This window comes from Pseudobacter sp. (assembly GCF_051955275.1).
Lineage (GTDB): Bacteria > Bacteroidota > Bacteroidia > Chitinophagales > Chitinophagaceae > Pseudobacter.
On sequence record NZ_JBQCGW010000126.1, the window covers coordinates 25,108 to 41,427 of the forward strand.

The following is a 16,320-nucleotide window of genomic DNA, read 5'->3' on the forward strand; positions in this document are numbered from 1 at the left end:
TCAGTCATTTTGAAGCTACTTATTTCACATATCATTCTCTCTGCCGCACTGGTGCTTATTTTCAGCCCGGGACACACACAGTCCATTGTAGCGGCAAACCCAGGTGCAACTACTTTCAGCCTGAAAAACGCGAGCATCTATGTGGAAAAAAAGGATCACCCGGTAGTTCAGAAGGCCGCTCAATTATTACAGGACGATATTCAACTCGTCACAGGAAAAAAGCCGCCTCTTACACATACTGCAACCGGTAAGCCCCTGATCATTATTGGCAGTGCGGACAAATCCGCCATCATCAGAAAGCTGGCTGCACAAAAGAAACTTTCCCTTTCCGCTGTAGATAATCGCTGGGAAGCTTTTCACATCAGTAATCTTTCCAACACCAATACTCTTGTGATCACCGGCAGCGATGCCAGAGGCACGGCATTCGGTGTACTGGAATTCAGCAAACATATCGGCGTATCTCCCTGGTACTGGTGGGCCGATGTACCGGTGGTTAAGAAGAAAGAAATACATATCAACAGAAATATCAGCATCATAGACAGCCCACTGGTGAAGTACCGCGGCATTTTTCTGAACGATGAAGCACCTGCACTCAGCAACTGGAGCCGCATGCATTTCGGTGGTTTCCGTTATGGTTTCTATGAAAAGGTCTTTGAGCTGATGCTTCGCCTCAAAGCAAACTATATCTGGCCGGCCATGTGGGGCAATGCATTTTATGATGACGACAGTCTAAATATCAAAATGGCAGAACAGTATGCCATCGTGATCGGTACCAGTCATCATGAACCGCTGATGCGCGCACACGACGAGTGGAGACGATATGGACAGGGCAGGCTCTGGAACTACGACAGCAGCGCTGTTGCTTTACGTGATTTCTGGCGAACAGGCCTGCAACGCGCCTCCAATGAAAAGCTGGTCACGCTGGGCATGCGTGGCGACGGTGATGAGCCCATGAGCCAGGAGACCGCCACCAGCCTGCTGGAGCGCATTATAGCAGACCAGCGTACGATCATTGAAGAAGTGACCGGCAAAAAAGCCAATCAGACACCACAACTCTGGGCGCTCTATAAAGAAGTGCAGGACTACTATGATAAAGGAATGCGGGTACCCGACGACGTTACCCTGCTGCTCTGCGATGACAACTGGGGCAATATCCGGAGACTTCCGCGTCCGGGCAGCCAGCCACGCAAAGGAGGTTATGGCATCTACTATCATTTCGATTATGTGGGCGGTCCCCGCAATTACAAATGGATCAATACCAATCCACTCCCCCGCGTTTGGGAGCAGATGCACCTGGCCTGGGAACATGATGTAAAACAGATCTGGATCGTGAACGTGGGTGATCTCAAACCCATGGAACTGCCCATTTCCTTTTTCCTGGATTATGCCTGGAACCCAACCCGGATCAGTGCTTCAGCCATCCAGGATTATACAGCGCAATGGGCCGCACAACAGTTCGGGGATACATACAAAAAAGATATTGCACAGCTGCTCGCAGGTTATGCAAAGGTCCTCGGCCGTTGCAAACCGGAGCTGTTAAATGCCCAGACCTATTCTCTTTTCAGGGAATGGAAATCCATAGTGGATGAAACGCAGCAACTGCGGGAACTGGCAGATGATATTGCCACTAAAATTCCAGCAGACTATCATAACGCATATTTCCAGTTGGTTCATCATCCTGTACTGGCGGTGAATAATCTCTATGAAATGTATTATTATACTGCGCTCAACCAAAATGCCCTGTCGAGAAAATGGAAACAGGCAAACCAATATGCAGACAGCGTGAAACTTAAATATGAAACAGATTCCCTGATCTCCGTTCAGTATCACCAGCTCAACAATGGCAAGTGGAACCATATGATGAGCCAGACACATATCGGTTATACCAACTGGCAGCAGCCTCTCGCCAACAAAATGCCCTTGGTTGGTTACCTCAACACAGCAGATGCTCTGCCCGGTGAACCCATTGACACTATCGGCTATTCCGCAGCCAGCATGATTCCCAGGGAAAGAAAAGACAATTGTTTCTTCCAGTTCTCCGATTACGTGAGCATGAGCGCTGCACATTATACAAGCGCCGTCAACAGCAATGGTATCAGCTGGACCATTCTCCCTGACCATGGCCGCACCGGCGATGCCATCACCGCTTTTCCAGTGACGGCCCCCAGGCAGCAGCCCGGCAACAATTCCCCCAGACTCAGTTATGATTTCTATATCAGCAAGGCGGACAGCTTCGATCTTGCTGTTTACTGCTCTCCCACGCTCAACATCTATCATGATGCTGAAGGCCTGCAGTTTGCCATCTCCATCGATGAAGAAATACCGGAACTGATCTCACTGAACAAAAATGACAATAACCCAAAAAACTGGAATAACTGGGTAGCCAACAATATCATTATCAGATCAACCAAAAGATATATCGGTCAACCGGGCAGGCATACCCTTCATTTCTGGATGGTGGACCCTGCGGTGGTTTTGCAGAAACTGGAATTATATTCCGGCAATGCAGTTCCCGGTTATCTTGGTTTTCCTGAAACACTAAAACGCTAAAAAACAGTAACGATGCAAATGAATATTTTCTGCCTTTCCTTTGCCACAGTGCTTGCAGCCTGTGTTTCAGCACCTGCCGCCCAGGCACAACGTGGCACATTGAAAAAGGAGCCCGTCTCCCAGCCACTGATCACCAAAAGATTCACAGCAGACCCATCTGCGCATGTATTCAGAGGAAGGATCTTCCTTTATCCCTCCCATGATATCGAAGCAGGTGTAAAAGAAAATGATAACGGGGATCATTTCGACATGAAGGATTACCGGATCTATTCCATGTCGGATGTGGAAGGCAAAGTGAAAGATCATGGAGTGGCGCTCTCAGTGAAAGATATTCCCTGGGCCGGCCGCCAGCTCTGGGCGCCGGATGCTGCTTATAAAGATGGCATGTACTATCTCTACTTTCCTTTGAAAGACAAACAGGATATTTTCCGTATCGGCGTAGCCAGCAGTAAAAAACCACAGGGTCCGTTCAAGCCTGAGCCAGCACCCATTCCCGGCAGCTACAGCATCGATCCCTGCGTATTCCGTGATGCTAACGGTGATCATTATATGTACTTCGGAGGTATCTGGGGCGGGCAATTGCAACGCTGGAAGAACGGCATATACGATAGCACAGCCCCTAATCCCAAACCAGGCGACACAGCCCTGCTGCCCCGGGTTGCCAAACTCAGTGCCGATATGAAATCATTTGCTGAGCCCGTGCGTGAAGTGCAGCTCCTGGATGAACAAGGCAAGCCCTTCATGGAAGACAATAACGGCAAACGTTTTTTTGAAGCTGCCTGGGTACATTACTATAACGGTAAATATTATTTCTCCTACAGTACCGGGGACACACATAATATCTGTTATGCCACCGGCGATAATCCTTATGGTCCGTTCACCTATAAAGGCGTATTGCTGGAACCCGTGGAAGGCTGGACCAACCACCATTCCATAGTGCTCTTCAACGGACAGTGGTACCTGTTCTATCATGATGTGCAGATCTCCGGAAAGACCCATCTGCGCAATGTGAAGGTGACCGAGCTCTACTATAATGAAGATGGCACCATTAAAAAAATAAACGCATATAAAAACTGATCCAATGAATAAGATTGCCGCCATCCTTTTCCTCTTCTTTACTTCCCAACTGCAGGCACAGGACTACCGCAGCTATCCCATGTGGAATCACCAGCTGCCTGTTGAACAACGTGTGCGTGACCTCATCAGCCGGCTGACGCTGGAAGAGAAGGTTGCACAGATGCTCAACGCCGCACCATCAGTAGACCGCCTCGGCATTCCCGCATACGACTGGTGGAACGAAGTGTTGCATGGAGTTGCCAGAACACCTTTTAAGGTAACAGTATTCCCGCAGGCTATCGGCATGGCCGCCACCTGGGATACAGCATCGCTCCATACCATGGCACGTTACTCTGCTACCGAAGGCAGGGCCATCAACAATATCGCCATCAAACAGAACCGCACCAGGGAGCGCTATTTAGGGCTCACCTACTGGACGCCCAATATCAATATCTTCCGTGATCCCCGCTGGGGCCGCGGTCAGGAAACATACGGAGAAGATCCATTTCTCACGGCGTCTCTTGGAAGCGCCTTCGTGCGTGGGTTACAAGGAGACCATCCAAAATATTTACAGGCGGCCGCCTGCGCCAAACACTACGCGGTTCATAGCGGTCCCGAGCCCAGCCGGCACTCCTTCAATGCAGACGTAAGCGCCTACGATCTCTGGGACACTTACCTGCCGGCATTCCGTGAACTGGTGACCAATGCAAAAGTGGCCGGTGTAATGTGCGCCTACAACGCTTTCCGTGCACAGCCCTGCTGCGCCAGCGACCTGCTGATGAATGATATCCTCCGTAAACAATGGAATTTCACCGGATATGTGACCAGTGACTGCTGGGCGATCGATGATTTCTTCAAATACCATAAAACGCATCCGGATGCCCTGGAATCTGCTGCTGATGCCGTATTACACGGCACCGACGTGGAATGTGGAGTATCCGTATATAAAACACTGGTGGATGCCGTCAAACAAAATCGCATTACGGAAAAACAGCTGGATATTTCACTCGAGAGATTATTCACTATCCGTTACAGACTGGGCCAGTTTGATCCGGCCAGCATGGTACCCTACACTCAGATCGGGGAAGACCAGCTTGAAAGTAAAGCACATACTGACCATTCACTCAAAATGGCACAGCAATCCATTGTGCTGCTCAAGAACAGCAATAACCTCCTGCCACTGAAAAAAAGTATCAGGAAGATCGCACTCATCGGCCCCAATGCCGATAACAGGATTTCCGTGCTCGGCAATTACAATGGCATGCCATCCGAGATAGTAACGGTTCTGAAAGGTCTGCAACACAAGCTGGGCAATAATGTGGAGATCATTTATGAAAAGGCTGTCAACTTCACGGACGACTCACTGCTCGTATATGAAGACCTCAGTCCGTTTTATAAGATCGATGGCGCCAAAGGCGTGAAAGCTGAATACTGGAACAATGAAGAGATGAAGGGCAATCCAGATCTCACCATCACCGAAACAGATATCGATCATTACTGGCCCGAAGGGCAGACACCTGCAGCCGGCATCAATACCATCCATTTCTCTGCACGATACACTACTGTGTACACCGCGCGTGAAACGGAGACCCTGAACTTTGAAGCGGATGCAGATGAAGGATATCGTGTATTCATAAATGATGAACTGCGGCTGGATGCCTGGAAACATAATCGCTGGGGTGCTAAAAAACTCTCGCTGCATACAGAAAAAGGAAAGGAATACCATATCCGGGTGGAGTTCTGGCAGGGTGAGGGCAATGCCTCCATCCGTTTTAGAGCTGGCAAAACGGGCAGGACCAATATCGATGCACTGAAAGAAAAAGTAAAGGATGCTGATGTGATCCTCTTTGCCGGTGGCATCTCTCCGCAGCTGGAAGGAGAAGAAATGAATGTGAACTATCCTGGCTTCAATGGCGGAGACCGAACTTCCATCATGCTGCCTGCCGTTCAAACAAAATATATGCAGGCTTTGCAGTCTACCGGCAAACCTGTTGTGTTCATCATGATGACGGGCAGCGCCATTGCCATTCCCTGGGAAGAGCAGCATATTCCTGCCATCCTCAATACCTGGTATGGCGGCCAACATGCAGGCACTGCTGTTGCTGATGTGCTTTTTGGAGATTACAATCCAGCAGGAAGACTGCCGGTGACTTTCTATGCCAGCGATAAAGACCTTCCTGATTTCAACAGCTATGAAATGAAAGGCAGGACCTACCGCTACTTCAACGGGAAAGCCCTTTATCCATTCGGATACGGCCTCAGTTATTCCAGGTTCAATTATGATGCACTGAACCTGCCTGCAACAGCCGGTAAAGGAAAACCTATCACTCTCAAGGTGCGCGTGACCAACAAAAGCCTGCGCGACGGAGAAGAAGTTGTTCAGGTCTATATATCCCATACAGGTAAGAAAGAATCCTCCCCTATACGCGCCCTCAAAGGATTCCAGCGCCTGTCACTGAAAGCAGGTGAAAGCCGGAATATCCAGTTCGTGCTCAGTCCGGAAACATTATCCGTAGTGAATAAAGATGGTAAACTGGTGCAACCCACTGAGCGCATATCTATCAGCGTTGGAGGCGGTCAGCCCAATGTAACTAACAAGACTACCAGTAATGTAATCATCAAACAGGTAAGCATTCAATAAGCAATCATATGCGATCCTTCAACTTATTTGGTTTAGCAGCAATGGCCGGCCTGGCCATTGCATGCTCCTGGCAATGCAGCAGCACCAGATCACAGGCCGCTTCAGACAAAGGATTGAAAGATCATTACAGGGATTATTTTCCTGTAGGAGTAGCCGTTTCTCCCCGTGCGTTGAAAACGGATGAAGCAGCACTGGTGCTGCGCGAATTCAACAGTCTGACTGCTGAGAATGCCATGAAAATGGCACCAATCCATCCGGCCATGGACCGCTACAACTGGCGAGACGCAGATAGCATTGCCGCATTTGCTCAAAGGCATCAGCTGAAACTGAGGGGGCATACTTTATGCTGGCATCAGCAAACTCCAGACTGGTTATTCGTTGATTCATCGAAACAACAGGTCAGCCGGGAAGAATTACTGAAAAGATTGAAAGAACATATCACAGCCGTTGTCAGTCGCTATAAAGGCACCATCTATGCCTGGGATGTGGTGAACGAAGCCATCAGTGACAAGCCGGGAGAATATCTCCGGAACTCTCCCTGGTTCCGTATCTGCGGTGAAGAATATATTGAAGCGGCTTTCCGCTATGCTCATGAAGCCGATCCTGATGCACTGCTCTTCTACAATGATTACAACGAGATCAGCCCACTCAAACGCGCAAAGATCATCAGGCTGGTGAACAGTCTTAAAAGCAAAGGCGTACCCATTCACGGTATCGGACTACAGGCCCACTGGGCAGTGAATGAACCCAGCTATGGGCAGCTCGACAGTACCCTTCGTGAATTCTCCCTGACAGGCCTCAAACTCCAGATCACTGAACTGGACATTTCAGTGTATGCCAAAGAACATGATGCACGCGCACGGCAGGCCTCTGATACGGACACCAGCTTCTCAGCGCAAAAAGCACAATTGCAGCAACAGCGTTACAGAGAAGCATTTCAACTCTTCCGGAAATACAAACGCCATATCACAGGTGTTACTTTCTGGAATATCTCTGACAGGTATAGCTGGCTGGATAATTTTCCGGTGCGCAACCGCAAGGATCATCCGCTGTTGTTCAATGCAAACCTGCAACGCAAGCAAGCCTGGTGGGATGTTGTGGATTTTAAAACTCCATAGCAAAGACTTATAAGCCAGCAGTAACCTGAGTTTTCCGGATTTCGTAAACCCATTTCCCGGTCTCGACATGAGACCGGGTTACCCGCGTTTAATTTTGCGGCCGTAAACGGCCCAACCCTCCATTTCATATCCGTAACGGCCAACCATTACACAGTAACCCGACCAGGATTTAAAACATAAAAAACAATGATGAAAAGATCAGTACTGATGGCACTGATGTTCTTGTGCACGCTCATTGCAACAGCTGCAGAAGAAACAGGCATTATCAGAGGAAAAGTAACTACCGCAGAAGGCAATCCTGCAGAAGCAGTGACCGTTACTTTCAAAGGAACCAAAAGATCAGCCATAACTGATGAGAACGGTGTATTCTTCCTGCGTAATATCGCTCCGGGCAACTACACCATCGAGATCTCACTCGTAGGTTACGAAACTGTTCAGCAGGAAGTGACTGTAAAAGAAAAAGAAACGGTGAATGTAACCATTCAACTGACGCTATCAACCAAAGACCTGGAAACGGTAATTGTGAGTGGTAATAAACTCACGCGCAACTCCAGCGACTATGTTGCCAAAATCAACCTCAAGAATACCGAGAACGCACAGGTGTACAGCACTATCACCGGCACCCTGCTGAAACAGCAGATGGCCTTCTCTGTAGACCAGGCGCTCTACAATGCTCCCGGTGTACAAACCATGTGGCAGGCTACCGGCCGCGGTGGTGATGGCGGCGCATACTATAATATGCGTGGCTTCATTGTACAGAGCCAGCTCAGAAACGGTATTGCCGGTAATGTAACCAGTCGTGCTGACGCCGTTAACGTGGATCGTATCGAAGTAGTGAAAGGCCCCTCCGCTACCCTCTTCGGCAATACGCTTTCCTCTTATGGAGGTTTGATCAACCGCGTTACCAAGAAAGCATACGACCATTTCGGTGGCGAAGTTTCTTACTCCATGGGCAGCTATGGTTTCAACCGCGCAACTGTGGACCTCAATACGCCACTGGACAAAGACAAGAAAGTATTGCTCCGCACCAACGCAGCTTACTACTCTGAGAAAAGCTTCAGGGATTTCGGCTTCAACAAAGGTTTTGTTTTTGCTCCCACGCTTACCTACAAAGCATCCGACAAACTCACCTTCAGTTTCGATGCTGAACTGTACAGCTCCAACAACGCCTCAGAGCCATTCGTATTCTTCTATTTCCCTACAGACGTTCTGGGTGCACATACTCCCAAAGAACTGGGACTGGATTACAAAAGATCTTATTCTTCCAATGATATCTTCCAGAAATCCAAAGTGGCCAACTTCTTCGGACAGATGACCTATAAGATCTCCAATGAATGGACTTCTCAGACCAACGTGAGCAGTTCTTACAACAATTCCGATGGTCCCTTTGCTTATTTCTACCTGGTTCCTAACACAAACAGGCCTGGCGCTGATTCCATGGTACGTGCCGTACAGGCCACTGCCAACAGCGATATGAACGTGTTTGAAGTGCAGCAGAACTTCATGGGTGATTTCAAAACAGGATCCGTAAGGCACCGCGTGCTCGCAGGCCTGGACTATCTCAGTCAGAAATCCGACCAGATGTTCTACGGAGCCGACTTCGACATGGTGCCCAAGAACGGCTTCATCCCAACCTACGCAAACTTCAACAGGGATAACCTCAACAGCGTTCTCCAGGATGAATCAAGAGTATGGTATTATCCTTACCAGTACCAGGCTTCTACCTATAGCGCCTACGTTGGCGACGTGGTGAATATCACTGATTACGTGATCGCATCTGCCGCAGTACGCGTAGACCGCTATGACTTCAGAGGAAACTTTGATCCTACTGTAGGAGGTTACAAGGATGGTTATGCGCAAACATTCTTCTCACCACGTTTCGGCCTGGTGATCCAGCCCATCCCTGATATGGTATCCATCTTCGGTAACTACCAGAATGGATTCACCAACAAACCCGGAAAAGATTTTGCAGGTGCAAGATTCGATCCTGAAGAAGCAGCACAGTTCGAAGGGGGTGTGAAACTCGATATCCTTGGAGGCAAGCTGAGCAGCACCGTGAGCTACTACAATATCAAAGTAAAGAATGTGCTCCGCGCCGATCCTCAACATCCAAATTTCTCCATCCAGGATGGCACACAAAGAAGCCAGGGTATCGAAGCGGAAGTGATCGCACATCCTTTGAAGGGCCTCGACCTGGTTCTCGGATATGCTTACAACGATTCCAAATTCCTGGAAGCCGATGAGAATGTGAAAGGCCGCCGTCCGGACGTTGCCGGTTCTCCCCATACCTTCAACAGCTGGGTGAGTTATAATTTTTCCGGGGTATTGAAAGGGTTCGGCATTGGTGGCGGCGTAAGGCACCAGAGCGACAACCGCATTGTGAACAGCGTTTCCAATGGTGTATTCACGCTTCCTGAATTCACCCTGGTAGATGCTACCCTTTACTACGAACAACCTAAATGGAGGTTCGGCCTGAAATGCAATAACCTGACCAACCAGGAATATTATACCGGTTACACCACCATGAACTCCCAGCAACTGAGGAGCATTATCGGCAGTGTTACTTTCAAGTTCTGACTTACCCCCTTACTACATATCTCGAGCCCGGCCCGGTGCCGGGCTTTTTTTATACCATCCCTCATTCAACATTTCTTAGTAAATTTATTCCTGCTGGCCAATCACCCTGTTAACCGGCATCCCTACGCTCTCCTGGCATGGTTTTATTGTTGAACAACGAATACAAACACAAAAGTTATGGCAAAGAAAGTGGTAGTAGTAGGTGGCGGCTTCGCCGGAGTGAATTTTGTAAAGAGACTGGCAAATGACGATCGTTTCCAGGTAACCCTGGTTGACAAGAACAATTACACCTTCTTCCCTCCCCTTCTTTACCAGGTGGCCACAGCCTTCATCGAGCCATCGAATATCAGTTATCCCTTCCGCCGCATGTTCCAGAAAATGAGGAATTGCCGCTTCCATATGGGCAGCCTGCTCAAAGTGAACCCGGAGCAAAATACTATCGAAACAGATACCGGTACGCTCTCCTATGATATGCTGGTGCTGTCCGTTGGTGCAGAATCCAACTTCTTCGGTCTTGCTAACGTAGCAGAACAAGCGCTTCCCATGAAAAGTATCGACGATGCGCTCGTACTTCGCAATAAGCTCTTGCTGAACATGGAGGAAGCAGTCCGGGAAACGGATCCCGTTGAAAAAGCGCGGCACCTGAACATAGTCATCGCCGGTGGCGGTCCTACGGGCGTTGAAATTGCAGGTATGCTTGCCGAGATGGGCAGGTATATCGGCGCAAAGGAATATCCGGAAATAAAAGATCTCACTTCGCATATCTATCTCATTGATGCCGGCCCCAAACTGCTTGCCCCGATGAGTCCCAAAGCCCAGACAGAGGCCCTGAAGCAACTCGAAAACCTGGGTGTGCATGTGATCCTCAACAAAGCTGTTAAAGATTATGTGAACCACAAAGTGATCCTTGGAGATGGCATGGAGATAGAGACCAAAGTGCTTATCTGGACTTCCGGTGTTACCGGCCGTTCATTGCCCGGTCTTCCTGCTGAATCTATCGGCCGCGGCAAGCGCCTCCTGGTAGACGCCAACAACAAAGTTTTGAACTCGCAGAACATCTATGCACTGGGTGATATCTGTTTCCAGACTTCCGATCCTGCATTCCCTAACGGGCATCCGCAGCTGGCGCAGGTGGCCATTCAACAGGGCACGCTGCTGGCAAAGAATGTGAAGCGCGCAGCTGACGGCAAGAACATGCTCTCATTCGCTTACAACGATAAAGGCAGCATGGCCATCATTGCCAAATACAAGGCGGTGGCTGATCTTCCGAAGACATTCCTGAAAGGCTTCATTGCGTGGATGATCTGGCTTTTTGTGCACATCATTCCGCTGGTTGGTTTTCGTAATAAAGTATGGCTGGCTTTTTCGTGGATGTGGTCTTTCCTTACAAATAATCCAACGCTGCGGTTGATCATACGGCCTCGTAAGAATTCCTGATTATTTTTTTCCGGCCAACTCAGCAACACCTCCAGGCGATACGCGAAAAAAAAGACCACAGGAATCACAACCGGGGATCCACCGGCTCACTCTCCAACGCCAACACCCCAAACACACATGCATGAATATTTCGCAGTGGCTGCTTTTCCGTAAACCTTTCAACGCCCTCAACCCCCAACGCAAATTCGCGAAGCGCCAGTGATCTCTTTCCATTGAGTCCCCGGTTCTTCAGCCTGTTCAGATTTTCGGGCATGGTGTATTCGGGTCCATATATGATGCGGAGATATTCGCGGCCACGCACTTTGATGGCGGGCTGGATCAGTCCTTTTTCATTGGTTGCAATGAAGTTCAGAGGTTTCACCACCATTCCTTCACCTCCTTCGGCAGTGTATTTCAACCACCAGTCCGTTGCCTGTTGGATGCTGCTTTCCTCTTCCAGATTGACCAGCTGGTATTCTGTTGCCAGCAGTATCTGAGGATCATGGGAGCAGAATTGTGCGATGGTGTTCATATGCCAGCCATGGTCTTTATTGAAATAGTGCCTGCCTTCGGTAGCAAGGATATGGAAGGGCGCGATGGTATAGTCGTTCAGCTCCTTCACGGGCCAGCAGTAGTGACGGTAGGCAGTGATGAAGTCCTGAACAGCCTCTTGCTTTTCTGCGTAGCGTGATATTAGTTCTTTCACGTCGGAGCGGCTGCTGGCTTTTTGCAGTGCGTCCATGGAGGTGTGCAGGGAGCCGGTGGCTACGGCACCAACAGCGCCATACTGGTTTTGCAATAGGACCTGTGCTTTGCTGCTCCAGGGCATGAGTTCAGCGTCGAGGCAGACCCAGTCTGTCTGATGCTCTTCATAGAACCCGGATGCTTCCAGGGCGGCGTTGAGGCGCTGAAGCAGGGCCTGCTCTGTGGCGATGTCGCTGAAGAAAGCCCGGCCGGTTCTCGTATATATGACACCGGTAGCTTCTGATCTGATGCCGAATGCCTTCTCGATGGCGGCGGCATTTCTCGCCACTATCAGGATAGCGCGGGAACCCATATGTTTTTTTTCACAAATGACCTGGGTCAGTCCCATTCTTTTGAAATAATCGAATGCCTCGGTGGGGTATTCGAGGAAATCGGGCAGGGTGCTGGTTTCCGAAGGACTCATGGTGGGCGGCAGGTAGATGAGCCAGCGTGGATCTACTGCAAAACGGCTCATTACTTCCAGTGCTGCAATGGAGTGCTCTTCGCGGATAGTGATATTGTGACCATATTTTGTGGGCACTATCAGTTTACCGGTGAAATCGGAAATATCGAGTACATCATCCTGCTGTTGCTGCAGGGTGAGCGTTACGGGAGCCGCTGCAATGGGACGGACAGGTTCGCTGTACACTTTAGCGGCTGGTACGGAAACCAGTTCTTTTTCCGGATAGCGGAGGGCAGTAAGGCTGCCACCGAATACGCAACCCGTGTCGATATCGATGGTGTTGTTGAGCCACTGTGCTTCGGGAACAGGCGTATGTCCGTATACAACCATGGCCTTGCCTTTGTATTCCGCAGCCCAGTTGTAACGGATGGGAAGACCGAACTCGTCGGTTTCACCAGTGGTTTCACCATAAAGGCAGAATTCGCGTACAGCGCCTGATCCACGTCCCTGCATGGATTCTTTCAGTCCGGCATGTGCCACTACCAGTCTGCCATCATCAAATACATAGTGGCTGATAAGGCCATCGATGAATTCGGCAATCTCTTTGCGGAACTCATCGGATTCTCCGGCGAGCTGTGCTACGGTGGCTTCGAGGCCATAGCGGATATGCACCTGTTTGCCGATCAGCCATCTTCTCAGTTTATCATCGTGATTACCGGGAACGCACCAGGCCAGTCCTGCCTTCACCATTGGCATTACCAGTTTGAGCACGCCGGGTGAGTCGGGGCCACGGTCTACCAGGTCACCCAGGAAGATGGGCTTACGGCCTTCCGGATGGATCCATTGTCCGCTGAGATTCCTATAGCCAAGCTTTTCCAATAGCAGTACCAGTTCATCCAGGCATCCATGGATATCCCCGATGATATCGAATGGTCCGCGGATTTCTTTCTTATCGTTGTAGAGGGGATCGCGTATGACACCTTTGATATTGTCAATGTCCTCCATGCTGAGTTCAAATACATGGCGGAAGCCTTCGGGTTTGAGATAGCGCAGGCTTCTGCGGAGCTGGGAGATCTGTTGCGGGATCACGTGCGGGCCCAGATCCCTGTCAGGCCGCAGCCTGCTGCGCTGTGAGCAGATCTTCTCTGGCGTGTTTACAACGATGGCTACAGGCAGCACATGATATTCGCGCGCCAGTCTGATCCAGTCTTTACGTGCATTTTCCTGTACGTTGGTAGCGTCCACTACGGTGAGCAGACCGTTCTTCAGCCTTTTGGCAACGATATAACGCGCCAGTTCAAAAGCATCTTTGGAAGCAGCGAGGCTGTTCTCATCATCACTGACCATGGCGCGGCACTGATCCGAACTTACGATCTCGGAGGGCAGGAAATGTTTTCTGGCAAAAGTGGATTTACCGGAGCTGGATGCCCCGATCAGGATCACCAGAGAGAGTTTGGGAACATGTATATATTCTGCGTTGGATCGCATGGTTGATTCTTATTTATTCCTGGAAAAAACAGCCATCTGCGTGAGGGCGCCCACTTCGGGTGCCTCGTCGCCTACTGACTTGAAACTAACATTGTAGCCGTGTTCTGAAGCGATACGGTTGCCCCAGTCGGCAAATTCCTGCCGGGTCCATTCAAAGCGATGGTCGCTATGCCGCATTTTGTCGTGCGACATGGATTCAAAGAGCACGTTGTACTCCTTGTTGGGTGTGGTAATGATCACATATACTGGTTTAGTATACCCGAATATCACTTTCTCCATAGCGGCCAGACGGGGCTCATCCAGGTGCTCGATCACTTCCACCAGGGCGGCAGCTTCATAACCTTCGAGGCGTTTATCGCGGTACATGAGGGATCCCTGTAACAGGCTGATACGTTCGCGTTGCTTTTCAGGCATGCGCTCCGTTTTCAGTTTCTCATGGGCGATGCTGAGAGAGCGGTGGCTAACGTCCATACCAAGTATCTTTTTGAACTGTTTCTGTTCCAGCAGCAGCCTGAGCAGTTTGCCTTCGCCGCAACCGAGATCAGCCACGCTGTGCGCGCCGGTGAGCAGGAGCTCATCGCAGACCACTTTGAGCCGTTGATCGTGTACGCGCAGTTTCCGTGTATTCTCAAATGCTTCTTCAGCAACGCTTTCATCCTCTCCTGGTTCTTCTTCTTCGATCAACAATCTCTCCAAGGCTTCATTGGTGAGGTTCGAACTGTATTTAAGGTATCGTTTAGTGATCAGTTCTTTGGCAGGATGGTTGGGTAACCAGTCCTTTCCCTTCTCCATCAGTTTATCGATATCATGCTGTCCTACGAAATAATGCTTCTCATTATCACAGACCGGAATAAGGAGGTAAAGATGGGAGAGCAATTGCTGAACAGTAACGCTATTGGTCAACCGAACTGAAAAATAACGGCTGTTTCCCCACTCCGGGAATTGCGGATCCACAGGATACCGGCTGCATTCCACAGTATAGCCGAGGGGCTCAAAGAGGCTGCGCAGCAGCTCTTCCCCCCCGCTGACAGGAAGGCCACTGAGCTGTATTTCCAGAGGAAAAGGGATGCTTACCAGTTCCGGTTTCAACTGGCATCTGCCTCCCATGGCAGTACCGAATGCCCTGGCAATGGCGGCGCTCATAAGGGAGCTGGCCACATAGGGACGATCATTCACGTATTGCTGGAGGGCAAAATCATTTTCATTCTTTTTTCTTACGAGCCCGATGGGATCGATATCGAGCAATAACCCAATGGAACATCGCTCTTCCGAAACTTCGGGATAGAAAATATGGGCGATGCCCGCGGAGATCTCAACCTGCTGCACCTTATCTGGATGCTTGTGTAAAAGAAAACTCAGGTCGGTTGCGGGTTTTCTGTTTGTAGTAATGGTCAGTAACATAATTAAATAGTGAATACCGGTACAGGGCTGATTCCAAAAATAGCTAAAAGTTCGGTTCAGCCGCAGGCGGATAGTCACAGATGCGCATAAGGGAATGGTTCCATAAAAAAGTCCCCGGAAAATTTCCGGGGACTGAGAGCTGCAGAAAGGAGCAGTGGAGTTCACATTCCCGTAACAATTCCTTCAACATTGCATAACGTGCCCGAGTGGGGGTTGGCCCTGCGCTTCAACTACTTTCGCGCCGGGAAAACTCCCATACTCTCACCAACAATTCAGTTTATGAAAAAATTGTACGCAGTACTGGCAGCCACCCTGCTGACCAGCATCGCTATGGCCCAATCCATCGTTAAGGTTAAAGTGATGGACGATCAGAAATTAATTCTTCCCGGCGCCAGCATCCAGCTGGATGACAAAGGCGGCCGCTCTATCTCAAGCCATGAAGGCATTGCAACCCTCTTGAACGTACCTCAGGGAAAACACAGGATCACCGTAACTTATATCGGTTATCAGAGCCTCACACTGGAGTTTGAGAACAACTCCAAACCTGTGGAACTGACAGCCACGCTGCATGCAGGTAATAATGCACTGGAAACTATCCTTGTAATGGGCGACCGTCGTAAAGGACAGGCTAAAGCACTGAACCAGCAGCGAAACTCTGATAATATCACCAATATTATCAGCGCTGACCAGATCGGCCGCTTCCCTGATGCCAATATCGGAGACGCCATCAAGCGTGTACCCGGTATAACCATGCAGAACGATCAGGGTGAAGCCCGCAATATCGTTGTGCGCGGCATGGGCCCCGAGTTCAACTCCGTTACTTTCAACGGTGAGCGTATCCCTTCTGCAGAAGGTGATAACCGCCGCGTACAGATGGACCTCATCCCAACTGATATGGTGCAAACCGTAGAAGTGAACAAAACACT

The 16,320-nt window shown here is 49.8% G+C and carries 8 protein-coding genes and 1 pseudogene; 7 read left to right on the forward strand and 2 right to left on the reverse strand.

Going from position 1 to position 16,320, the window contains the following annotated elements:
• The first annotated feature begins 9 nt into the window (after window positions 1–9).
• The 6 genes from ACTHMC_RS10650 (at window position 10) to ACTHMC_RS10675 (ending at window position 11,379) form a co-directional block, all read left to right on the forward strand.
• Entirely contained in the window at window positions 10–2,550 is a 2,541-nt protein-coding gene (locus tag ACTHMC_RS10650; protein ID WP_440413098.1) for a glycosyl hydrolase 115 family protein, read from the forward strand.
• Between the two features lie 12 nt (window positions 2,551–2,562).
• Window positions 2,563–3,627 (forward strand): glycoside hydrolase family 43 protein, encoded by a 1,065-nt coding sequence (locus ACTHMC_RS10655; protein WP_440413099.1) that lies wholly within the window; start codon window positions 2,563–2,565, stop codon window positions 3,625–3,627.
• Between the two features lie 4 nt (window positions 3,628–3,631).
• Window positions 3,632–6,247 (forward strand): glycoside hydrolase family 3 C-terminal domain-containing protein, encoded by a 2,616-nt coding sequence (locus ACTHMC_RS10660; RefSeq protein ID WP_440413100.1) that lies wholly within the window; start codon window positions 3,632–3,634, stop codon window positions 6,245–6,247.
• Between the two features lie 8 nt (window positions 6,248–6,255).
• Window positions 6,256–7,365 (forward strand): endo-1,4-beta-xylanase, encoded by a 1,110-nt coding sequence (locus tag ACTHMC_RS10665; protein ID WP_440413101.1) that lies wholly within the window; start codon window positions 6,256–6,258, stop codon window positions 7,363–7,365.
• 186 nt (window positions 7,366–7,551) lie between these two features.
• Window positions 7,552–9,942, forward strand: coding sequence for a TonB-dependent receptor domain-containing protein (locus tag ACTHMC_RS10670; protein WP_440413102.1), 2,391 nt, complete (start codon window positions 7,552–7,554; stop codon window positions 9,940–9,942).
• Window positions 9,943–10,119: 177 nt separating this feature from the next.
• A complete protein-coding gene (locus ACTHMC_RS10675; RefSeq protein ID WP_440413103.1) occupies window positions 10,120–11,379 on the forward strand; it encodes an NAD(P)/FAD-dependent oxidoreductase in 1,260 nt (419 codons plus the stop codon).
• Between the two features lie 64 nt (window positions 11,380–11,443).
• On the opposite strand, the gene ACTHMC_RS10680 is transcribed toward ACTHMC_RS10675, so the two are convergent.
• Complete coding sequence (locus tag ACTHMC_RS10680; protein WP_440413104.1) at window positions 11,444–13,993, reverse strand: polynucleotide kinase-phosphatase; 2,550 nt, start codon at window positions 13,991–13,993, stop codon at window positions 11,444–11,446.
• 9 nt (window positions 13,994–14,002) lie between these two features.
• Entirely contained in the window at window positions 14,003–15,394 is a 1,392-nt protein-coding gene (locus ACTHMC_RS10685) for a 3' terminal RNA ribose 2'-O-methyltransferase Hen1 (protein WP_440413105.1), read from the reverse strand.
• 603 nt (window positions 15,395–15,997) lie between these two features.
• Between ACTHMC_RS10685 and ACTHMC_RS10690 the strand changes: the two are divergent.
• Window positions 15,998–16,294 (forward strand): annotated as a pseudogene (locus ACTHMC_RS10690) (TonB-dependent receptor plug domain-containing protein); the annotation flags it as partial.
• Between the last annotated feature and the right edge of the window lie 26 nt (window positions 16,295–16,320).

Coding starts and splice junctions, on each gene's coding strand:
- ACTHMC_RS10675 (WP_440413103.1), top strand. CDS start 10,120: ATGGCAAAGAAAGTGGTAGTAGTAGGTGGCGGCTTCGCCGGAGTGAAT.
- ACTHMC_RS10680 (WP_440413104.1), bottom strand. CDS start 13,993: ATGCGATCCAACGCAGAATATATACATGTTCCCAAACTCTCTCTGGTG.
- ACTHMC_RS10665 (WP_440413101.1), top strand. CDS start 6,256: ATGCGATCCTTCAACTTATTTGGTTTAGCAGCAATGGCCGGCCTGGCC.
- ACTHMC_RS10655 (WP_440413099.1), top strand. CDS start 2,563: ATGCAAATGAATATTTTCTGCCTTTCCTTTGCCACAGTGCTTGCAGCC.
- ACTHMC_RS10660 (WP_440413100.1), top strand. CDS start 3,632: ATGAATAAGATTGCCGCCATCCTTTTCCTCTTCTTTACTTCCCAACTG.
- ACTHMC_RS10685 (WP_440413105.1), bottom strand. CDS start 15,394: ATGTTACTGACCATTACTACAAACAGAAAACCCGCAACCGACCTGAGT.
- ACTHMC_RS10670 (WP_440413102.1), top strand. CDS start 7,552: ATGATGAAAAGATCAGTACTGATGGCACTGATGTTCTTGTGCACGCTC.